The organism is Candidatus Tisiphia endosymbiont of Metellina segmentata (assembly GCF_964030715.1).
Lineage (GTDB): Bacteria > Pseudomonadota > Alphaproteobacteria > Rickettsiales > Rickettsiaceae > Tisiphia.
In genome coordinates, this window is the sequence record NZ_OZ034919.1 from 1,089,081 (window position 1) to 1,109,242 (window position 20,162).

At 33.9% G+C, this 20,162-nt stretch carries 23 protein-coding genes and 1 tRNA gene; 13 read left to right on the top strand and 11 right to left on the bottom strand.

Annotated elements, in window-relative coordinates:
* Positions 1–58: 58 nt before the first annotated feature.
* On the top strand, positions 59–712 hold the full coding sequence (locus AAHM80_RS05545) for an autotransporter domain-containing protein (RefSeq protein ID WP_342259540.1): 654 nt from the start codon (positions 59–61) through the stop codon (positions 710–712).
* Between the two features lie 36 nt (positions 713–748).
* Here AAHM80_RS05545 and AAHM80_RS05550 read toward each other — a convergent pair whose 3' ends face one another.
* Complete coding sequence (locus AAHM80_RS05550; RefSeq protein ID WP_342259541.1) at positions 749–4,318, bottom strand: Sca4 family protein; 3,570 nt, start codon at positions 4,316–4,318, stop codon at positions 749–751.
* 153 nt (positions 4,319–4,471) lie between these two features.
* Between AAHM80_RS05550 and AAHM80_RS05555 the strand changes: the two genes are divergently transcribed.
* Together AAHM80_RS05555 and AAHM80_RS05560 are read left to right on the top strand one after the other, a co-directional pair.
* Positions 4,472–4,972, top strand: a complete 501-nt coding sequence (locus AAHM80_RS05555; protein ID WP_342259385.1) for a helix-turn-helix domain-containing protein — start codon at positions 4,472–4,474, stop codon at positions 4,970–4,972.
* Complete coding sequence (locus tag AAHM80_RS05560) at positions 4,966–5,526, top strand: IS630 family transposase (RefSeq protein WP_342259405.1); 561 nt, start codon at positions 4,966–4,968, stop codon at positions 5,524–5,526. Before AAHM80_RS05555 ends, AAHM80_RS05560 begins: the two co-directional genes overlap by 7 nt.
* 576 nt (positions 5,527–6,102) lie before the next feature.
* Here AAHM80_RS05560 and AAHM80_RS05565 read toward each other — a convergent pair.
* The 4 genes from AAHM80_RS05565 to AAHM80_RS05580 all read right to left on the bottom strand — a co-directional run bounded on the left by AAHM80_RS05565 (position 6,103) and on the right by AAHM80_RS05580 (position 8,301).
* A complete protein-coding gene (locus AAHM80_RS05565; protein WP_342259542.1) occupies positions 6,103–6,840 on the bottom strand; it encodes a hypothetical protein in 738 nt (245 codons plus the stop codon).
* A 103-nt stretch (positions 6,841–6,943) separates the two neighbouring features.
* Positions 6,944–7,504: an IS630 family transposase gene (locus tag AAHM80_RS05570; RefSeq protein ID WP_342259543.1), complete on the bottom strand. Its 561-nt coding sequence runs from the start codon at positions 7,502–7,504 to the stop codon at positions 6,944–6,946.
* A complete protein-coding gene (locus AAHM80_RS05575) occupies positions 7,498–7,998 on the bottom strand; it encodes a helix-turn-helix domain-containing protein (protein WP_342259385.1) in 501 nt (166 codons plus the stop codon). Before AAHM80_RS05575 ends, AAHM80_RS05570 begins: the two co-directional genes overlap by 7 nt.
* 69 nt (positions 7,999–8,067) lie before the next feature.
* A complete protein-coding gene (locus AAHM80_RS05580; protein WP_342259544.1) occupies positions 8,068–8,301 on the bottom strand; it encodes a hypothetical protein in 234 nt (77 codons plus the stop codon).
* A gap of 467 nt (positions 8,302–8,768) precedes the next feature.
* Between AAHM80_RS05580 and hpf the strand changes: the two genes are divergently transcribed.
* Together hpf and tnpA (AAHM80_RS05590) are read left to right on the top strand one after the other, a co-directional pair.
* Positions 8,769–9,353, top strand: coding sequence for a ribosome hibernation-promoting factor, HPF/YfiA family (gene hpf, locus AAHM80_RS05585; protein WP_341747248.1), 585 nt, complete (start codon positions 8,769–8,771; stop codon positions 9,351–9,353).
* A 358-nt stretch (positions 9,354–9,711) separates the two neighbouring features.
* Positions 9,712–10,143, top strand: a complete 432-nt coding sequence (tnpA, locus tag AAHM80_RS05590) for an IS200/IS605 family transposase (protein WP_342259383.1) — start codon at positions 9,712–9,714, stop codon at positions 10,141–10,143.
* Here the strand turns inward: tnpA (AAHM80_RS05590) and AAHM80_RS05595 are convergent, their stop codons facing one another.
* On the bottom strand, positions 10,144–10,974 hold the full coding sequence (locus AAHM80_RS05595) for a glycoside hydrolase TIM-barrel-like domain-containing protein (protein WP_410521480.1): 831 nt from the start codon (positions 10,972–10,974) through the stop codon (positions 10,144–10,146).
* An 85-nt stretch (positions 10,975–11,059) separates the two neighbouring features.
* On the opposite strand from AAHM80_RS05595, the gene AAHM80_RS05600 reads away from it, so the two are divergent.
* The 5 genes from AAHM80_RS05600 to tnpA (AAHM80_RS05620) all read left to right on the top strand — a co-directional run bounded on the left by AAHM80_RS05600 (position 11,060) and on the right by tnpA (AAHM80_RS05620) (position 13,928).
* Positions 11,060–11,560, top strand: a complete 501-nt coding sequence (locus AAHM80_RS05600) for a helix-turn-helix domain-containing protein (protein WP_342259545.1) — start codon at positions 11,060–11,062, stop codon at positions 11,558–11,560.
* Positions 11,554–12,114: an IS630 family transposase gene (locus AAHM80_RS05605; RefSeq protein ID WP_342259546.1), complete on the top strand. Its 561-nt coding sequence runs from the start codon at positions 11,554–11,556 to the stop codon at positions 12,112–12,114. Before AAHM80_RS05600 ends, AAHM80_RS05605 begins: the two co-directional genes overlap by 7 nt.
* Positions 12,115–12,117: 3 nt before the next feature.
* On the top strand, positions 12,118–13,083 hold the full coding sequence (locus AAHM80_RS05610; protein WP_342259547.1) for a recombinase family protein: 966 nt from the start codon (positions 12,118–12,120) through the stop codon (positions 13,081–13,083).
* Positions 13,084–13,098: 15 nt separating this feature from the next.
* On the top strand, positions 13,099–13,380 hold the full coding sequence (locus AAHM80_RS05615) for a hypothetical protein (protein WP_342259548.1): 282 nt from the start codon (positions 13,099–13,101) through the stop codon (positions 13,378–13,380).
* Between the two features lie 116 nt (positions 13,381–13,496).
* Positions 13,497–13,928: an IS200/IS605 family transposase gene (gene tnpA, locus AAHM80_RS05620; protein WP_342259383.1), complete on the top strand. Its 432-nt coding sequence runs from the start codon at positions 13,497–13,499 to the stop codon at positions 13,926–13,928.
* Between the two features lie 230 nt (positions 13,929–14,158).
* Here tnpA (AAHM80_RS05620) and AAHM80_RS05625 read toward each other — a convergent pair.
* Positions 14,159–14,249: transfer RNA gene (locus AAHM80_RS05625), tRNA-Ser, on the bottom strand.
* Positions 14,250–14,395: 146 nt separating this feature from the next.
* The gene (locus tag AAHM80_RS08580) at positions 14,396–14,734 is read right to left on the bottom strand and encodes a transposase (protein ID WP_410521525.1); all 339 of its coding nucleotides are present in this window, start codon (positions 14,732–14,734) and stop codon (positions 14,396–14,398) included.
* Between the two features lie 166 nt (positions 14,735–14,900).
* On the opposite strand from AAHM80_RS08580, the gene AAHM80_RS08585 reads away from it, so the two are divergent.
* The 3 genes from AAHM80_RS08585 to AAHM80_RS05635 all read left to right on the top strand — a co-directional run bounded on the left by AAHM80_RS08585 (position 14,901) and on the right by AAHM80_RS05635 (position 16,444).
* Entirely contained in the window at positions 14,901–15,086 is a 186-nt protein-coding gene (locus tag AAHM80_RS08585) for a hypothetical protein (RefSeq protein ID WP_410521481.1), read from the top strand.
* Positions 15,087–15,115: 29 nt separating this feature from the next.
* Positions 15,116–15,220 (top strand): hypothetical protein, encoded by a 105-nt coding sequence (locus AAHM80_RS08590; RefSeq protein ID WP_410521482.1) that lies wholly within the window; start codon positions 15,116–15,118, stop codon positions 15,218–15,220.
* Positions 15,221–15,706: 486 nt separating this feature from the next.
* Complete coding sequence (locus AAHM80_RS05635; RefSeq protein ID WP_342259549.1) at positions 15,707–16,444, top strand: HD domain-containing protein; 738 nt, start codon at positions 15,707–15,709, stop codon at positions 16,442–16,444.
* On the opposite strand, the gene AAHM80_RS05640 is transcribed toward AAHM80_RS05635, so the two are convergent.
* The 3 genes from AAHM80_RS05640 to AAHM80_RS05650 all read right to left on the bottom strand — a co-directional run bounded on the left by AAHM80_RS05640 (position 16,359) and on the right by AAHM80_RS05650 (position 20,130).
* Positions 16,359–17,687: an MFS transporter gene (locus tag AAHM80_RS05640; protein WP_342259550.1), complete on the bottom strand. Its 1,329-nt coding sequence runs from the start codon at positions 17,685–17,687 to the stop codon at positions 16,359–16,361. The two genes, AAHM80_RS05635 and AAHM80_RS05640, sit on opposite strands and share 86 nt — an antisense overlap.
* 96 nt (positions 17,688–17,783) lie before the next feature.
* The gene (locus AAHM80_RS05645) at positions 17,784–18,536 is read right to left on the bottom strand and encodes a hypothetical protein (RefSeq protein ID WP_342259551.1); all 753 of its coding nucleotides are present in this window, start codon (positions 18,534–18,536) and stop codon (positions 17,784–17,786) included.
* A gap of 28 nt (positions 18,537–18,564) precedes the next feature.
* On the bottom strand, positions 18,565–20,130 hold the full coding sequence (locus AAHM80_RS05650) for a hypothetical protein (RefSeq protein WP_342259552.1): 1,566 nt from the start codon (positions 20,128–20,130) through the stop codon (positions 18,565–18,567).
* Between the last annotated feature and the right edge of the window lie 32 nt (positions 20,131–20,162).

The window sequence follows — 20,162 nt, forward strand, 5'->3', positions numbered from 1 at the left end:
TATAATCTCCTTCTTCTTATTGTGCAAGGCTGCTCTTTTTAAGACCACCTTCTGCAATTTGTTCAAGGTAAACTACCAAAAAGAGGGTACTTATTCTCTTAGCGACTATTTTAGTCAAGGTCTATTCAAGTCACCCTCTTTAATTACTTATAACACATTCTTAAGATATAAGAACCTAGGGAAAAGAGATACTATATCAATTAATAGCAAGACTAACGGTTATGTAGGACGTGCGAAGCTTGAAACTCACTATAAAGTTGATTTAGATAAATTTTTGTTCAAACCAATGGTAGGAATAATATTTGATCGTTTTCTAATCAAAAATTTTACAGAATATAGGAAAGATTTTAATATTAATGTACCAACTAGGAAAGGAAAAAGAGTATCATTTGAAACTGGAATTGATTTCAGTAAACGCATTTTAGTAAGAAATATTTCAATTATTCCTAAGGTACACTTTAAACTAGATCAGACTGTTCTACTAAATAATTCAACCGACATCATTAATTTTACTAGCATAGAACACCATACTCAAACAGTAGCTATCACAAAATCTCTAAGACCATCTCCAAAGAATGTTATGTACACTTTAGGAGGTTGTATAAACATGCAATCTGTATCAGCACTTGAATTAGGTGCTGGTTACGATTATAGTTTAAAGAAAAGTTTTACTACCCACTCTTTCTATGTTAATGGATCAGTGAAATTTTAATACAAGTTGCTAATTATTACATAATTACAACTTTCGTTAAGGATTTCTACTACCACCTACATTTCGGTTAGGTTTTTTATGAGCAAGTCCTTTCATATCTAGAGAACCATCTAGAGCAGGGGTGGCATTAGCATCATGTAATAGCTGAGACGCATCCTTAAAAAGAGGGTCAGCTGTTACACGATCAGGTTGCAACCCGTGAACAGCAGCTGAATTTACCCTAATATTACCCTGGGCATTTTTAACTATTCCTACATATTCTCCTTTGTTTTTAAGGACTTCTTGCTCAAGTTGCTCAAGAGTACTTTTATCTACTGGTAAAGTATAAGTTTTACCCTTACGTTTCAAATATAAAGGTGACTTATTGTCATCAGAACAAGAAAATATTTCTGTAGGTTTGGTCAGATGCACCAACTTGCCATTCTTATAGTGAGCAGTCAAATATACAGCATCTTCTTTACTAATATTACGTCCATTTGTATCTTGTACTGCAAAAGACATATGGCACGCCCCCTGCATATCTATAGATAACGGTATATTTACCATACGAGCATTTTTAATTTCTTCTCCCTCTCTAGTTTTATATTTAGCATTTTTGTCATCATGACTTACATCATAACTCAATGTTGTTTCATTTATTGTCACAACATCCTTACCGTTTTGCTTCAAGTTAAAGCTTTTACCTGATTCTGGGGATATAATATTTTCTTGCCATGCAATATCTTTATACTCAGCTGCAAATTTTTTATGAATATCTGTATAGCCTCTTTGTTCAATATTTTCTATCTCTCGTAGTACATTTGAGTCCCGAAATGCTTCGGATAATTTACCAACATTTTCTTGGGCAAATTGAGCAAAACTGCTTGTAGATTGCAAAGAAAATTTATTAACAATTGGCTGAACTTGCTCTCTTGACAATTCCTTAAAAGCTTGCAATATTTTATCATCGTCATAAACATTACCCTTAGTCTTATCCTGAACTAATACTTTATCTACAGACACGCCACTATCCATCACTGGTCTATACTCTGTACCTACTGATTGATACAACTTTTGCCTATTATCTGTTTGGCTATCAACTGCTCTAAACTCTTTAGTAATAGTCTCTGTTTCCGTACCTATTGACTTACCAGCTATCTTATCCGTTTGAATCCCAACTTCGTATGCTTCTGGCTTAATTTGTAACTTTTCCAATTGACTTAGAAGTGCGGCATTTTGTCTTTCAAGAACAGATATCCTAACATCCTTATCTCTAAGCTCTGTTACCCTAGCCTGTCCATCTTTTTGGATTCTTTGGGCATGTTCCTGAGCGACCTCCAACCTCCCCCAAAGTTCATCTATATCCCCTTTTTGTTTTGTTACTAAAGCATTATACTTTAATTCTTCTGCTGCACTAAGTGTTTCTAGCTGATTTTTTATATCTTTTTTTATTTTTTCTAACTGAGATTTTAACCCCTCATTCTCGTCGGTTACTTTATTTAGCTGAGTTTTAAAGTTTTTATTTTGGTCATATTGCTCATCAGAAATAAGTTTCTCCAACGTTAGGTCTTCTTGAATTTTCTTTAGCTCTGCCTGTTGTTTTTCGTATTCTGCCTCTAAATAATTATACTCTAAATCTTTTTTTCCACTAAGTGTTTCTAACTGTTTTCTTTCATTTTCTATTTTTTCTAACTGAGTTTTTAAACTATTATTCTCATTGGTTAACCCACCTAGCTGATCTTGTAATTCTTTAGCCTGCTCACTTTCTACACCATATTCTTGCTCAACTGCCTTTAGGCTTTCTTGAACGGTTATTAATTCTTGTTGCTTCTTTTCTAGCTCACTCCGACTTTCTTGCTGCTCTGATTTTAGTTGTGATAATTCCTCGTTTATTGTTTGCAATTCTGCTGAAGCTGCCTCTGATTGTTCTTTAAGCATTGCTGCATAATTTTCTTTTGCTACCTGTAATTCCGAATTGGCGGCTTCTTTTGCTTCAGTAAGAGCCTTTATCTGACTTTCCTTCTCCTCTCTTGTTTTTTTAAACTCAGTCGTTAATTGATGCTGAGCCTCGGTTAATTCCTCTACCTGTTCTTGTAATTCTTTAGCCTGCTTACTTTCTTTTCCATGCAATCTTTCAACTTCAAGCAATTTCTCATTAGTACCGGTTAATTCTGCTTTCGTCTTCTGTAACTCTGCCTGTCTTTCTTGCCGCTCTAATTTTAGTTTTAATAATTCCTTATTTATCTCTTGCAATTCTGCTGCATAATCTTCTTTTGCTTTACTATACTCTAAATCTTTTGCTCCACTAAGTTCTAATAGCTGTTCTTTTGCATTTTTCTCTGTCTCTTCTAACTTAGCTCTTAAATTATCATTTTCACTGGTTAACTTATCTATCTGATCTGACAAAGATCCATCTGATTCACTTAGCTCCTGTAGTTCATCTGCCCAATTTTTCTCATTAGTAGGCATACTAAATTGTTTCTGCTCTTTTTCTCCTTTCAGACCTATAATCTCGTCTTGGAGGTCATCTATTAATTTTTGATGTGCTTGTATTTCTTGCTTTGTAGACAATTGTAGCTGTGTTAATTGCTGGTCTAAATTATCTGCTCTTGCTTTTTCAACACTAGTCAGTTCTTTTTGCTGTTTTATCAGTTCATTAATCTCAATTTGACGTTTCACTGACGCCTCAGCATCATTAGCTCTTTCTTGTAATATAGAATACTGGCTAACTGAACCTTCTTGTTGTTTTGCACTGGATAGAGGGGGGTAAGATTTTTGTTCCAATTGCTTTAATTCTTCAAACAACTGCTCTTCTTTTTGCTTGCTTTGTTCAATGATTTTAGTCTTTGCATCTATTTCGTCTTGGATTGTCTTTATTTCTTTTTCCTGGAGTATTATATTTTCATATTGTTCTGCTAGTATAGGCTCTTGTTCTGAAATAGCTTTTATATCTTTTTCTATCTCCGCTTGCCGTTCCTTAAACAATTCTTGTAGTATTGGCTGAGCATCAACTGTCAAATTATCAGCTAAACCTTTCTTTTGTAACTCCTTTTTTTGCTCGATTAAATTTTTATCTCTTTTTTCTAAATTCTGCATACTGGCATTAAGCTCGGTCATAAGATGCAAATTTTTCTCAAGTAACTCTTTTTTGTCATCTTCTTTAAGTAATTCACTTCCTTCAAGGAATTTAGCAAATGCCTTTTTGTTTTCAATGCTCCTATGAGAAGTATCTTGTCTATCTTCATGTAAAAACTGCTCAAACTCTCGGCATAGCTCAAGATTTGATACAATGTTTTCATATTGCTGCTTGATCAGTTCTAACTCTGAGTCTATAAATTCATTTTGTTCTTGAACTGCTTGTATTATTGCGTCTGCTGATTGAGCAGCTAGGTGTCCTTTTATTTTTTCCTGCTGTTTCCAAAGTTTTCCCAACAATTCTGATGCATCATTATCTTCTTGCTGCAAATTCTCTCTTAGAGTATCTAATGCTTTTTGCTTGTCTTGAATATCTTTTTGTAAACCTTTAAGGTCTTTATCAGCTTCTTCAAACATACCCTGTTCAGTTTTCACCTTTTCTTTAAGTTGTTTTATTGCGGATAAAATTTCTTCTGATTCTGGTAATGACATTTTTTTACCCATAGTTTAAATTATCTAAATTAATATTATAAAATTATTTGAGTATAACTATAACTTCAAAAGTTGTTAAAAACAACTTTTATACCAATTGCAATAATTAACGCAGTGGTGTAAAATGGGTTTTTACCTGATAAAGGTACTCAAATGGCTAGGTTAATATTACCGCAAGGTTTTCATGGTCATGATTTTATAAAAATGATGAAACATGAGCCGCATGGTCGAAATCGTATACGTTTATTGGCGATGTATTACCTTCAATTAGGCAAATCTTTTAAAGCCATATCTGAAATAGTGAAGTCACACTGGAAAACTGTGCAATCATGGCTCAGAAGATTTAGGAATCATGGTTTTGAAGGATTATTTGAATCACAAAGAAGCGGTGCCCCTAGGAAGATTAACACTATACAAGAGTCTGCTCTTTTTGATAAAATCAATACGCTCAGTGAAAGTAAAACTGGTGGGTATATAACTGGAAAGGAGCTACATATCATGTTACTTGAGGAATATGGTGCTAAATGTACTTTAAAAACAGTCTACAATACTATGCACCGCCTTGGTTTTAGCTGGATTACTTCTCGTTCAATGCATCCAAAGTCAAATCAAGAGACTCAAAATACATATAAAAAAACTTCCCAGACATGCTAACAGAATTATTACCAAAAAATATCGATAGATGTAAAGTTGATATATGGTCTCAGGATGAAACTCGAGTTGGGCAACAAGGTAGCTTAACTCGTATATGGGCTAAGCGTGGCACTAGACCCCGTAAAGTTCGGCAACAGCAATTCATTTCAACATATATTTATGGAGCTGCTTGCCATGATACAGGAGAAGCTTTTGCATTAATTTTACCATATGCAAATACACAGGCAATGAATAAATTCTTAGAAGACCTTTCTCGCAGTATTCAAGGCAACCGACATATAGCTTTACTAACGGATAATGCAGGTTGGCACACAGCCAAAAAACTAACTGTGCCAAGCAATATCACTTTGATACCGCTTCCGCCCTATGCACCGGAACTTAATGCAATGGAACAAGTTTGGGCATGGATCAAAAATCATTTCTTGTCTAACCAATGTTATGGTGTATATGAAGATATCGTCACTATGGCTTGTTACGCTTGGAATCAATTTGCTCATAATGTAGATTTAGTAAAATCAATTATGTATAGAGACTGGATAAATACACCGTGTTAATTATTGCAATTGGTATAATCTATATTTTTGAGCTTCAATTGAATACCCTTCTTCTTGCTCCCTTGTTGAAACACGAACTAAAATTATTGATTTTGTTGCTTTGTCTGTCATATTTTTTCCTTTGATAATAGTAATAATAAACTAGAGTTTAAATTAATAAGTATTATGCATTCAGAGATAGATCAAATACTGGACAAGTCAAGTTGAGTTTGCATTAAATTACCCGATCCTCTTCAGTATTAAAGCAAAGTGTAACATTTCTTTTTCAGCATTAATAATTTTTGGTTATTGTAAAAATAATTGTTTTAACTCGTAGCAGGAGTAACTTTATCAAGTGCTTTATCATAGATACCCCTATTTAGCTATTTTAAGGCTATTACACAGCTTTTTAGTATCATTATGGTAAGGAACTAGTTTTTGAATTATTACGCTCTAAGTCTAAATATGGGTCTTTTTGATTTATTATGAGTTTGCTTTAAAATAGATAAGTTAAAAACTTAACCGAATACCACTATTTACATCAATCCCCTTATTGATATTCTGTATCAGATATGATACAGATGAATATTTTTAAAATTATACCCCCAGTTTTTTGTTGTGGCTTTCTAGAGTCTCAATTAACAGCTCTTCTACTTGGTAACTAATATTTTCATTGTCAAAATCTGTGAAATCTATTATTATCTTGCTTGTAATTTTATTATTAGACTCTAGAAGTCCCACCAGTGTTATTGCTCCATTGTCAGTAATATTGTTATAGCTAAGGTCTATTTGGCTGATGGTTCTATTAGTTTCCAAAGCTTTAACAAGTTGGACAATCCCAACATCACCAATATCATTATTATTAAGAGATATTTTCTTTATAGTGTTATTATTTTTTAGGAGTCTTGCTAATATGATTGCTCCATTGTCAGTAATATTGTTATAGTTAAGGTCTATTTGGCTGATGGTTCTATTAGTTTCCAAAGCTTTAACAAGTTGGACAATCCCAACATCACCAATATCATTATTATTAAGAGATATTTTCTTTATAGTGTTATTATTTTTTAGGAGTCTTGCTAATATGATTGCTCCTTTATCAGTAATATTATTGCTACCAATATCCACTTGCTTTACAATTTCATTATTTGTTAGAACTCCTGCCAGTATATCCACTCCCTCATCACCAATATCATTGCCTCTAAGACTTATTTGCTTTATGGTTTTATTATTTTCTAGAAATTCATCTAGTATGATTAGTCCTTGAACCCCGATATTATTATATTCAATATCTATATTAATCAAACTATGATTATTCTCTAACAGTTCGATAAGCATACTTAGTCCCTCAAGATCAATATCGTTGTCGCAAAGACGTATTGCGGTTATAAGCTTATTATGTTCTAAAATTTTGCCAAGTATTTCATACCAATTGCAATAATTAACACGGTGTATTTATCCAGTCTCTATACATAATTGATTTTACTAAATCTACATTATGAGCAAATTGATTCCAAGTGTAACAAGCCATAGTGACGATATCTTCATATACACCATAACATTGGTTAGACAAGAAATGATTTTTGATCCATGCCCAAACTTGTTCCATTGCATTAAGTTCCGGTGCATAGGGCGGAAGCGGTATCAAAGTGATATTGCTTGGCACAGTTAGTTTTTTGGCTGTGTGCCAACCTGCATTATCCGTTAGTAAAGCTATATGTCGGTTGCCTTGAATACTGCGAGAAAGGTCTTCTAAGAATTTATTCATTGCCTGTGTATTTGCATATGGTAAAATTAATGCAAAAGCTTCTCCTGTATCATGGCAAGCAGCTCCATAAATATATGTTGAAATGAATTGCTGTTGCCGAACTTTACGGGGTCTAGTGCCACGCTTAGCCCATATACGAGTTAAGCTACCTTGTTGCCCAACTCGAGTTTCATCCTGAGACCATATATCAACTTTACATCTATCGATATTTTTTGGTAATAATTCTGTTAGCATGTCTGGGAAGTTTTTTTATATGTATTTTGAGTCTCTTGATTTGACTTTGGATGCATTGAACGAGAAGTAATCCAGCTAAAACCAAGGCGGTGCATAGTATTGTAGACTGTTTTTAAAGTACATTTAGCACCATATTCCTCAAGTAACATGATATGTAGCTCCTTTCCAGTTATATACCCACCAGTTTTACTTTCACTGAGCGTATTGATTTTATCAAAAAGAGCAGACTCTTGTATAGTGTTAATCTTCCTAGGGGCACCGCTTCTTTGTGATTCAAATAATCCTTCAAAACCATGATTCCTAAATCTTCTGAGCCATGATTGCACAGTTTTCCAGTGTGACTTCACTATTTCAGATATGGCTTTAAAAGATTTGCCTAATTGAAGGTAATACATCGCCAATAAACGTATACGATTTCGACCATGCGGCTCATGTTTCATCATTTTTATAAAATCATGACCATGAAAACCTTGCGGTAATATTAACCTAGCCATTTGAGTACCTTTATCAGTTAAAAACCCATTTTACACCACTGCGTTAATTATTGCAATTGGTATTATTACTCAGGCAATTATTGACGCAACCAATATATCAAAATTCCGCACAGCAAAAAAGCTAGAACAAGAAGCAAAATTATGGATTTTTGGTGGTAGTGAATCTTTTAAAGAAACTTGTCTAGAAGGTGGGATTGAGCCATCTTTTGTAGTAAGAGTAACCAAAGCAATTATAAAGCTACATAAGAATAAATCTAGGCTTAGAAAGTCATCACAACAAAACTCAGTAGATAGTAAAAACAAAAAAACATTATTTATAACAAAATTATAACCTTATTTAAGTTAGCTATAAAATGTTACAATTTAGGTAAAATTACGGTCAAAGAATCGCTTTTTAACTGAACAATATTTTAAAAAAGCAATTTAAAGTAAGTATATATAAGCTTACATTCTATTTAACGCAATTATCAAGCCACAATTATCAAGCCATTATGAAAATTTCAAAATAATGGCTTGAAATTCACATGATTATGCATTAGTTGTATAGATAGGTAGTTGGGTATATGCTAGCTCTTTTCTATTATATACTCGGTGAACTTCAAGAATTGGCGTTGTCGTGTCTAAAGATCTCCGCTGCTCACGTACTAATGTACGCTCCGCTGCTCGACTTTGACACTCCTAGCTCTTCTTGAAGTTGACCTTCGTCTACCAACTCTTCATTTACGAGCAGTATATATAATATTTGACTTAACTAAATTAAAGAGGATTTAATGCAAATATCAGTATCAGGTCAACATATTTCTATTGGGAATTCTTTGCAAGATTATGTAAGAAACCGTACTATGCAGGTGTCAGAAAAGTATTTTTGTGATGTAATAATTAGTGCAAACGTGCATTTTTCTAAACAAGGATTCCAACTAGTTTGTGATATTGTCGTGAATGATGGTACAGGCAGACATATGATATTGAAAGGTAACGCTGCTTCAGATGACATATATTCAGCGTTTGATATTGCTCTTGCTAGGCTTGAAAAGCAGCTTAGAAAGTATAAATCTAAGCTCAAGGATCGTCATGATAGAGTTAAAATATCCGAAGTAACATCTAAAGCAGTTAAATATACTATAACACCCAATCAATATGAACATGAAGACGAAGATAATGTGGCAGCATATGATAATCCTGTAATTATAGCAGAAAAATCTGTAGAAATATTAACTCTATCAGTAAGTGGAGCAGTGATGAAAATGGATCTTGAGAACCTTCCTGCTTTAATGTTTCAAAATAGTCATACTAATCGCATGAATGTAGTTTATTATCGTCGGGATGGGAATATATCTTGGATAGATTCCAAATAAATTCTTGCTGCTTATATATACTGCTATTCACTTGAATATATAACTCTCAACTTCATCAATAATTCCGTGAATTTCAGTTGTTAGGCGAAATAATCTCATGGAGATAATCCTAATTTGATATTGATAATTTCGATAATATAATACGATAAAATCCCCCGGTTGATATTTGATAAAATTTGCTGGCATGATAAATCTTAAAATTTTAGTTTCAGTAGCGGCATTTTTTAGGATTAACTCAATGATAGGTAAGCCACTAGTTTGACTAGTGAGACCATCAAGGCTTGGTCTTTAGATTTAGTATAAAATAAAAAGTTATCATATATAACTTCTTTGGCTTGACGGTCAAAGGAGAAAATATATGACAACATACGAAAGTTTAAATCATTCTAAATGGGATTGCAAATATCATATTGTGTTTATTCCAAAGTGTCGTAAAAAAGAATTGTACGGGAAGGTTAGAAAATATCTTGGGAACGTATTCCATGAGTTAGCTTTTCAACGTGGGAGAAAGATCATAGAGGGGCATATGGTACAAGATCATGTGCATATGCTCATCAAGATTCCTCCTAAATATTCTGTAGCTGAAGTAATAGGCTATATCAAGGGGAAAAGTGCTATAGCCGTTGCTAGGCAGTTTGGTGGACGAAAACGTAATTTTAATGGAGAAAAGTTGTGGGCTAGAGGTTATGCGGTCTCAACTGTAGGATTTGAAGAGAATCAGATCAAACACTACATTAAGAATCAAGAGCAACTTGATAGTTTAGGCTCTGACGAATCAGGAGAATTTTAATTAACAATGGCAGCCCTTTGGGCTGCTCATAACCGTCAAGCCCCTCGCTTTGCGAGGGCGTTCTGACTGCCCTAATCTTTCAGCTTCAAGATAAGATAGTATAATAGGTAGTTTTAAGTTAGGAATAGGTCTATGTGAAAAATTCTCACTATTTATTTGGCAAAAGCTATTATTATAATCATCATACCGATCGATAAAGTTTAGTGCTAGTTTACTAATAATGCTAGTTTTAGAAATTTCTATTTGTTCTAAGTAGCTATTGCTTGATAGTTTAACCAATATTTTGGGACTAATATGACTAGGGGTAGAATATCCACGTTTAGTGAACTTAATTTGTTCCTGATAAGCTATGATATCAAAGAAATATATAATACGCAAAAGGTTAATAACATCAATACAAGACAAAGCTTTATTTAATACCAACCCTTCTACAGCTTCATCAAGAGTTGATATATCGATGTGCTTTAATGGAATACCGCATTTATAAGACAATTCGAGAATTATTGCCGCTAAACTACAAGCCCCAAACTTATTATTAACCCAATGCCCTTTTGCCCATAAGTTACCATCTCGCCAAATATTACTATGTGGCCAAGCTGGGTAAGGCCTAGCATCCCAAGTCCATAAAAACATTTGTTCGATATATTCTTGTGTTTGCCAATATTCAATAAAACTTCGAATAGCTTTACGCTGAATAGAAAAATCAACTTCACCAGTAGAATATCTCGGTACTCCACCATCACTACATAAAGGATCAAAGAATATATTAGGTTGATTAGTTGCTTTATCAATGGAAGGAAAGCCAAATTCTGTAAACCAAATTTTTTTCATTCTTGGTTGCCATTCTGTTGTAATACTAATTGCAATAATTAACGCAGTGGTGTAAAATGGGTTTTTAACTGATAAAGGTACTCAAATGGCTAGGTTAATATTACCGCAAGGTTTTCATGGTCATGATTTTATAAAAATGATGAAACATGAGCCGCATGGTCGAAATCGTATACGTTTATTGGCGATGTATTACCTTCAATTAGGCAAATCTTTTAAAGCCATATCTGAAATAGTGAAGTCACACTGGAAAACTGTGCAATCATGGCTCAGAAGATTTAGGAATCATGGTTTTGAAGGATTATTTGAATCACAAAGAAGCGGTGCCCCTAGGAAGATTAACACTATACAAGAGTCTACTCTTTTTGATAAAATCAATACGCTCAGTGAAAGTAAAACTGGTGGGTATATAACTGGAAAGGAGCTACATATCATGTTACTTGAGGAATATGGTGCTAAATGTACTTTAAAAACAGTCTACAATACTATGCACCGCCTTGGTTTTAGCTGGATTACTTCTCGTTCAATGCATCCAAAGTCAAATCAAGAGACTCAAAATACATATAAAAAAACTTCCCAGACATGCTAACAGAATTATTATCAAAAAATATCGATAGATGTAAAGTTGATATATGGTCTCAGGATGAAACTCGAGTTGGGCAACAAGGTAGCTTAACTCGTATATGGGCTAAGCGTGGCACTAGACCCCGTAAAGTTCGGCAACAGCAATTCATTTCAACATATATTTATGGAGCTGCTTGCCATGATACAGGAGAAGCTTTTGCATTAATTTTACCATATGCAAATACACAGGCAATGAATAAATTCTTAGAAGACCTTTCTCGCAGTATTCAAGGCAACCGACATATAGCTTTACTAACGGATAATGCAGGTTGGCACACAGCCAAAAAACTAACTGTGCCAAGCAATATCACTTTGATACCGCTTCCGCCCTATGCACCGGAACTTAATGCAATGGAACAAGTTTGGGCATGGATCAAAAATCATTTCTTGTCTAACCAATGTTATGGTGTATATGAAGATATCGTCACTATGGCTTGTTACGCTTGGAATCAATTTGCTCATAATGTAGATTTAGTAAAATCAATTATGTATAGAGACTGGATAAATACACCGTGTTAATTATTGCAATTGGTATTAGTAGAATATTGCCAACGTAAAAATCTTGAAGTTATCGAAACTTTTGAAATTATCGAATCTTCAAGCAGAGGTGATCGCAAACAATTTAAAGAGATGATCAAATTTGCTAAAAGCCATAGAGAAACAATTGCTATAGTTGCTGATAAAGTAGATCGAGTACAAAGAAGAATCTCAGAAATTTCATTACTAGAAGAACCAATAAAAGCTGGTAAGATAGAATTACATTTTAGAACAGAAGGTTACATAATAGATAAAGATTCTCAGTCTCATGCAAAGCTAATGTGGGGAATGAACGTATTGATGGCACAATCTTACGTTGATAGTTTAAGTGATAACGTTAAAAGAAGCCTAGATCATAAATTGCGTAAAGGAGAGTGGATAGGACCAGCCCCTCTTGGTTACCTAAATAGCCGAGATGAAAGAGGAAACAGTATAGTAATTCTCGATCCTGTAAGAGGTTCTATCATAAAAAAACTCTTTGAAGAATATGCAACAGGAATGTATACTCTTAGGTCTATGGTAAACATGGCTAAAGAATTAGGCTTAAGAAGTAAAAAGAATTGTCACCTAAATAAAACAGTTATACATCGTTTAATACAACAACCATTTTATTACGGTGAGATGAGAGTAAAAGGAGAGATGTGGTCACATGGTTATCAACCTATTATAACAAGAGAGATTTTTATGGCATGTAAAGATGTACGTTTAGGTTGGAAGAAGAAGCCATTCAAATATGGTGGGAAAGATTTCCTCTTTAGAGGATTAATCACCTGTGCAGTAACTGGCAAAATGGTAACATCTGAAATTCATAGTAAAACATATCCAAACGGTAAAGTGGATGAATGGACATATTTAGCTACTTGGGATCCACATAACCTAGACAAGAAAATATATATAAGGGAAGATGAGGTTTTAAAGCAAATAGAAGAGGTTTTTAAAAGAATAGGTTAAGAGAGAGACCCGGAAATGCTAAAAGAGACCCTTGCCTATTTAAAAAATACAAATGAGCTAAAAAAAGATGAGCATGGGCAAGCGACGGCTGCTTTAAAGAAAGAACATACAGAAAATGAAAATAAACTAAATTCATTAATTGATTTAAGATTAAGCAGCGAACTAAGCAAAGAAGAATTCCAAGCAAAGAAACAACAATTAAAAGATCGTCAATATGAAATTGCTCGTTTACTTAAAGTTTATGAGGAAGCAGACGATAAATTTACTGATACGGCTACAATGCTAATAACTCAATGATAGGTAAGCCACTAGTTTGACTAGTGAGACCATCAAGGCTTGGCCTTTAGATTTAGTATAAAATAAAAAGTTATCATATATAACTTCTTTGGCTTGACGGTCAAAGGAGAAAATATATGACAACATACGAAAGTTTAAATCATTCTAAATGGGATTGCAAATATCATATTGTGTTTATTCCAAAGTGTCGTAAAAAAGAATTGTACGGGAAGGTTAGAAAATATCTTGGGAACGTATTCCATGAGTTAGCTTTTCAACGTGGGAGAAAGATCATAGAGGGGCATATGGTACAAGATCATGTGCATATGCTCATCAAGATTCCTCCTAAATATTCTGTAGCTGAAGTAATAGGCTATATCAAGGGGAAAAGTGCTATAGCCGTTGCTAGGCAGTTTGGTGGACGAAAACGTAATTTTAATGGAGAAAAGTTGTGGGCTAGAGGTTATGCGGTCTCAACTGTAGGATTTGAAGAGAATCAGATCAAACACTACATTAAGAATCAAGAGCAACTTGATAGTTTAGGCTCTGACGAATCAGGAGAATTTTAATTAACAATGGCAGCCCTTTGGGCTGCTCATAACCGTCAAGCCCCTCGCTTTGCGAGGGCGTTCTGACTCTAGCTTCTGAAGCCTATGAAACCTTCAAAGGTTCTGAAATGCCTCAAAAACGCAAAATGATAAATTTCGTATTTCAGAACCTCAAACTAAGGGGCAAAAAACTTGAGACCTCCCTACGTTTCCCGTTCGATATTTTTGAAAAAACGACAACTTGTACCGAATGGCGGAGAGAGAGGGATTCGAACCCTCGATACGGTTAACCCGTATAACGGTTTAGCAAACCGTCGCCTTCAGCCTCTCGGCCACCTCTCCAAATCATAACATGATTATATTATGAGTCACTTATAGCATTGAATCGTTTATATTTCTATAATTATTTTATATAAGTTCAATAGGGTAATTAAAAATCACAATCAATAGTTGATGCACATAGTGTATACTAGGGTTCTGATACTGTCTTAAGAGTCAAGGATTAAAATAGGATTAAAGATAGAATTATTTTTAATTACTCCAAAGACAATATGTAATAATTTACGCATAATAGCAACAATAATAACCTTAGTAGGTTTACCCTTACTAGATAGCTTTTGGGTAAATTGTTTAAATATAGGGTTATAATTTTTAGCTACTATAGCAGGAAAGTATAGTGCTTTACGTAGTTTAGCTGAACCAATCTTTGATATAGCACTTTTCCCCTTAACTGATGTACCAGATACTCTATGTTTAGGTGTAAGTCCTGCATAAGCAGCAAACTCCCTAGCACTATTAAAATATCTAAATCTGGAGATTCTGCCAATATAGCAACAGCTGTAAGTTTACCTATACCTAGAATGGTTTGCATATTATCTATTTTTTGTGTTAGTTTAATATTACTAACAAGTAAGCTATTGTAAGTAAGAAGTCTAATCTAAGCAAGCTTTAAACTTGTATGAATTAGTCGGAGGTAAGAACGACCTCAAGCAAATGTTGATTGCAGAAAAAAATAGGTTTCAATCTCCAAGAGCTGATTTAATCAAGTCTAGTTGTGTTAAAATAATCGAAGTACTAGAAGAGCAAATTGCATCTATTACTAAAGAAATAGATGACTTAATAGCAAAAGATAAACTCTTGCAGGCTAAGAAAGAGACTCACAAACTATTAGTGGTATAGGCACAGTAGTATCTAATGAGCTTATAGCTTTGTTACCTGAACTTGGTACATTGAACCGCAAACAAATAGCATCATTAGTAGGTGTTGCACCAATATCTAATGATGCGGTAACCTCAGCTCGATATAAGACATAATCGTCTATTTGATCTTATACCATATAAGTAACATATTATTTGCATCTTAAAAAATAATACAGACTCAATTGATGCACGAACATTTTTTAGTTATTTCATAGATAAAAGACAAGTCTAATTCTTTGCTTTCATGAATTCTCACTAATAAATGATCATCAGGTATCATGCACCTTAATTTTGACATTTCTATAATCTAAAAATCGCATTAGTTACCTAGTACTATAACATAATAGTATAATATTATTATTTTTCAAAATGTTTTCTACATTTTTTTTGTTTATCCTAAAAAGCTGATAATATTTGTCTAGTCACTTATAGTTTACACAACGATTTATAGGATATGTGAATATAAAGATAAGTAGCTGTCTATTTATACAACAACAGAATGCAAAAATATTCATCTTTTTCAAAAAATATAATAAATTCCTAGTAATATTCTAATTTTTAGTTTAACTTATATATTTAAAATATAGAGTATGTTTTTTTATGGAAGAAGAAATCAATTATTGGGACAACTCAAAGTATGCACCTTGTCAATATGCTACTAGGTTACTGGACAAATTACGTAAGATGAATGAGGAAGTAAACCGACCAATAGATATTGATGAGGTTATAAAGGCTATTTATTACGCCAAGAAATATCATGGCAGCCAAATGAGGCAGTCTGGTGAGCCTTATTACTCCCATCCACTAGAGGTAGCATATATGGTTTCTGATTACCTTTATCGCACTGACATTATTGTTACCAGCATACTGCATGACACCATTGAGGATACAGAACTTACCGAAAAGATGATTGCTTATATTTTTGGGGAGCAGGTTGCTAGTCAAGTAGAATCTTTGACTAGGGTAAAACCTTATGGAAAGATTAGTTCGGCAGAAACATTAGATATATTACTTCAACAAGAAAAATATGATGTGGCTTTGATTAAATTATTTGACCGAATTCACAACTTACAAACTCTAGGAGTTAAATCACCTGAAAAAGCTAGGAAGATTATTGAGGAAACCATACAAGAATTCTTAGTTCTCTCTACATATTTAGGATTGTCAGAAATAAAATATCAACTTATGGAATTATGTTCTAAATACTCGACAGTTACATACCCTTCAACTTTGGATTTATATTCGTTGTTGTCTATAGATAATTTCCAGCCTCTTTTTCCAATTTTTCAAAATGATGCAGACCAAAAGTGTACCCTACAATTAATGGTATCATTATAACTAATAACCCATAATTACCAAAAGTCTTTACAAGATACACAGTGCCAAAAGATGTAACAATATACATAGAAGTATGTGCTATAGCATAGGTTACGTTGGCGTAGGTAAAGCGTTTAAAGACTGGAAAATGTTTAAAAAATATTGCCATCGCTGGTGTTTGAGAAGGCCCAAATACTATAGGTATCAATTGAATTAATAGTAGCACGAAAGGACTTGTGATATTATCTAATAAATAAGGAGATATTAATATTGCTATAGAGAATATTATTAATTTAACTCTAAGAATTATTAATGGATATATTATGTAACTTAAATACACTAATATAAAGTAGCAAATTAATCCGATTATGGAAACAATAAAATTTTGATGAATAACTTGTTCAGCACTATAGTGAAAAGAATTTTTTAAAATATTACCACAATGTATATAAGAAAAATAAAAACATATTGGCCATCCACATAGTGTAAAAAAATTAGCAAGAGTAGTCAACACCTTAACCTTTTCTTGTACAAGAGTATTAGTTTTTAAAGAACCATCTAATTTATTTTTTTCTAAAATATATTTTATTTGACGTTTGGCATCCGCAAATTCTGGGGTTTCTCGAAGAGCTGTTCTTGCAAGAACACCAATAATTGCTATACCAGCACCGATCCAAAATGCTATACGCCAATTAAAACCTTGTGAAGTAACCAATGACGCAATAGCTAAAGCAAAAGTTCCTCCTGCAGCAGATAAACACCCAATTAAGGTTACAGCTGGATATTGTATTGGTGGTTTGGTTATCTCAGTAACATAAATACTAGCTCCTACTTTCTCTCCCATTGAGCTAATACCCTGCAATATTCTACATGCTGTAACTATCCAAACAGCCCTAATCCCAATTTCCTCATAAGTTGGTATACTAGCCATAATTATACAAGAGAGTGACATTAACACGGTGGTGATGATAACCGTAGATTTTCGCCCTATATGATCGCCCAGCCAACCAAAAATAAAAGCACCAAGAGGTCTAAATAGATAGGTAGAACAAAAAGCAGCAGCAGATACAAACGCTGCCGTATCAGGATCAGTTTTAGGAAAAAACAGCTCATTCAACAATACAGCCATATGAACATAAAGCATCAGATCAAAATACTCTAAGAAAGTACCTATAGAAAGTAACCCTATAACTTGTTTTTGTTCTCTAGTTAGCCTGGTTTGGGGATAGATAACCCTGCCATCTGCTCGTACAAATTTGCTCATATTAGTGTTTAAACCCTTAAGTTATATTGTCTAGAGTTGTATATAATTGTGTTAAAAAACCCCTATACCAATTGGCATAGGGGTATGGAATTGATACTACATAATTTCACAACAGACATGAAGCTTAGTACTTCCAGCTAGTACAATATCTGCTTCCGAGTCAGACGTATCAGGGCAAGTTTCGTACGAAGCATTAAGCTGGGAAGAAGATGCCCCCTCAAATGTGTCAAGTGTAGGATATAAGAAGGAGTATTCTACTACTTCTACAAAGTCAGCATAACCTTTTATTGACCCAGGTAAAATATTTTCTTCAAATGTTGGTTTAGAATGAGATTTTAATATTTTATCAAATAGTTTACCGTAGCCTATAGCTTCTTCATAGGTAATTTTTTTACTTCCTACTTCTCTTGCGTTTTTGTTAATCTGTGTTATACACTTATCTGCTAAATCCTTAGCATCCTTCGGAATAGGCTCATCCCCAACCAATTCAATTGATTTTTTGTCACCTAGTTTAACACCTATCGCCATAGATAAGTAACCTAAGAATTCATCTTTTGTTGTACCAAATCCCTCCCAAAAACTTGATGCCAAATAAAAAGCTGATTCTTTTACCCCTATTGATAAATATAAAAAGAACTCCCATGCTTCATCTAAATTACTCATTGTTATGCAGTCTCTGACATTAGCATTAGTATTATATGCTTCAGTGTTTTCTGTTTTTCTACTTACATCATATGATTCTTGCAAATCAGTGAACCGCCCATTTTTATTATAGATACCTGTCAAATAATTATCTATTGTCTTCTTTTCCCTTGCATTATCAGGTAAATTTACTCTTTTAGTTTTCATAATAACCTCCTAGATTTAATTTATGTGATTATCTACCACCATGTCCTGCCATCATGGCTTTTCGTCGTTGTGCAAACTTAGCACTAGCACTTTGGGTTTCCCCTTTGCCTTGTGCGTGATCTTCATTTACCACTGAGCTAACTTTTGATACTTGGTTTTGTTTTAAACTTTCTTGGATAGCTTGGGCATATTCTTTAGGATTTCTAGCAACAGGATGCTCGATAGGTTCAGGCTTATTCTCCATCGAAGAATCTTTTGTATTTTGAGGAGCTGCAGCTAGTTGTTCAACGGGATGTTCGATAGGTTCAGGCTTACTCTCCACCGAAGAATCTTTTATATTTTGAGCAGTTGCAACTAGTTGCTCAACGGGATGCTCGATAGGTTTAGGCTTACTCTCCACCGAAGAATCTTTTATATTTTGAGGAGTTGCAACTAGTTGCTCAACGGGATGCTCGATAGGTTCAGGCTTACTCTCCACCGAAGAATCTTTTATATTTTGAGGAGTTGCAACTAGTTGCTCAACGGGATGCTCGATAGGTTCAGCCTTATTCTCCACCGCAGAATCTTTTATATTTTGAGAAGTTGCAACTAGTTGTTCCTGTACTGGATAGTTCGGTTTAGGTAAGCCTAATTTTTCATGACCACCTAACTCCATGATCATTGAATGCAATTCATGATATCCTTGATGATTGGGATATTGTTGCCGTGCTTGATCATATTCGTCTATATGACGATTATGATGGTCTTTTAATTTTTTTATAGCCAATGCAGGACTACTCTTGACTAATGCAAGAATTGTCTCTCTATGTTTTTCTCTTTCTTGTTCCTTTGGTGTAAGAACCTTTAAATCTTCTTTAAGTTCTTCGATCTTTTGATTATGTACTACATTATCTTGATGTGCTTGACTTCTTACATGTTCAGGAGTACTAGGATGGTTAATTACTGCTTCGTTAACTTTAATTTGACCTTGCCTATACTTGATAGATTCATTAGCTTTATGTTTAATAGCATAATGCTTTTTCCAACACTGGCTTAATTCTTGTTGTTTCTTTTCAGCCTCTTCTTTTTCTTTTTCACTTGCATATTGCCCCATTAAGTTGGCTTTTTCTTGAGTAGTTAAAGATTTAGGATCATTTACTGCTTTCTCTAAAAGATCATTCTCTTCCTTTAATAGTTCATCAAACCTTTTTTGGAATGGTTTAGATGTATATTCAGCAATATGTTGTTTTAATTCCTCTTCTCGTTTTTCGTTTGCTGCTTCTTCTAAACGTGCTATGGATTCTTGTAACTTAGCTTCTTCTGCTGCTTCTCTGCTTTTTTCCTCTTGGCCGTAAAGCATATACTGTTCAGCACGTTCTTTCCTTTCGTTCACAATAGCTTGTATTGTTTTCAAGCTCTCTAGTATCTTTTCCGGGATGTTACCAGTTAAAAAACTATCTATATCACGACTGAGCCTCTCTAGTTCAGCTGGGTTAGTGGAATGCATTTGGGATTTGATATTATTAATAATATTCTCAAGTTGAGCTGAACCTGTCACCTCTTCTTTTTTTCCATTATCCCCATCATCAAAATCACTGACCATGTTATTTTTCATTTGTATTAATAAGTTTATTTATATTACCATAA

What these genes read in the sequence shown, in the direction of transcription:
- tnpA (WP_342259383.1), top strand. Translation starts at nt 13,497, where the DNA reads ATGACAACATACGAAAGTTTAAATCATTCTAAATGGGATTGCAAATAT.
- AAHM80_RS05565 (WP_342259542.1), bottom strand. Translation starts at nt 6,840, where the DNA reads ATGCTTATCGAACTGTTAGAGAATAATCATAGTTTGATTAATATAGAT.
- AAHM80_RS05570 (WP_342259543.1), bottom strand. Translation starts at nt 7,504, where the DNA reads ATGCTAACAGAATTATTACCAAAAAATATCGATAGATGTAAAGTTGAT.
- AAHM80_RS05645 (WP_342259551.1), bottom strand. Translation starts at nt 18,536, where the DNA reads ATGAAAACTAAAAGAGTAAATTTACCTGATAATGCAAGGGAAAAGAAG.
- AAHM80_RS05555 (WP_342259385.1), top strand. Translation starts at nt 4,472, where the DNA reads ATGGCTAGGTTAATATTACCGCAAGGTTTTCATGGTCATGATTTTATA.
- AAHM80_RS05615 (WP_342259548.1), top strand. Translation starts at nt 13,099, where the DNA reads ATGCTAAAAGAGACCCTTGCCTATTTAAAAAATACAAATGAGCTAAAA.
- AAHM80_RS05635 (WP_342259549.1), top strand. Translation starts at nt 15,707, where the DNA reads ATGGAAGAAGAAATCAATTATTGGGACAACTCAAAGTATGCACCTTGT.
- AAHM80_RS08585 (WP_410521481.1), top strand. Translation starts at nt 14,901, where the DNA reads ATGTTGATTGCAGAAAAAAATAGGTTTCAATCTCCAAGAGCTGATTTA.
- AAHM80_RS05640 (WP_342259550.1), bottom strand. Translation starts at nt 17,687, where the DNA reads ATGAGCAAATTTGTACGAGCAGATGGCAGGGTTATCTATCCCCAAACC.
- tnpA (WP_342259383.1), top strand. Translation starts at nt 9,712, where the DNA reads ATGACAACATACGAAAGTTTAAATCATTCTAAATGGGATTGCAAATAT.
- hpf (WP_341747248.1), top strand. Translation starts at nt 8,769, where the DNA reads ATGCAAATATCAGTATCAGGTCAACATATTTCTATTGGGAATTCTTTG.
- AAHM80_RS05595 (WP_410521480.1), bottom strand. Translation starts at nt 10,974, where the DNA reads ATGAAAAAAATTTGGTTTACAGAATTTGGCTTTCCTTCCATTGATAAA.
- AAHM80_RS05650 (WP_342259552.1), bottom strand. Translation starts at nt 20,130, where the DNA reads ATGAAAAATAACATGGTCAGTGATTTTGATGATGGGGATAATGGAAAA.
- AAHM80_RS05550 (WP_342259541.1), bottom strand. Translation starts at nt 4,318, where the DNA reads ATGTCATTACCAGAATCAGAAGAAATTTTATCCGCAATAAAACAACTT.
- AAHM80_RS05605 (WP_342259546.1), top strand. Translation starts at nt 11,554, where the DNA reads ATGCTAACAGAATTATTATCAAAAAATATCGATAGATGTAAAGTTGAT.
- AAHM80_RS05560 (WP_342259405.1), top strand. Translation starts at nt 4,966, where the DNA reads ATGCTAACAGAATTATTACCAAAAAATATCGATAGATGTAAAGTTGAT.
- AAHM80_RS05575 (WP_342259385.1), bottom strand. Translation starts at nt 7,998, where the DNA reads ATGGCTAGGTTAATATTACCGCAAGGTTTTCATGGTCATGATTTTATA.
- AAHM80_RS05600 (WP_342259545.1), top strand. Translation starts at nt 11,060, where the DNA reads ATGGCTAGGTTAATATTACCGCAAGGTTTTCATGGTCATGATTTTATA.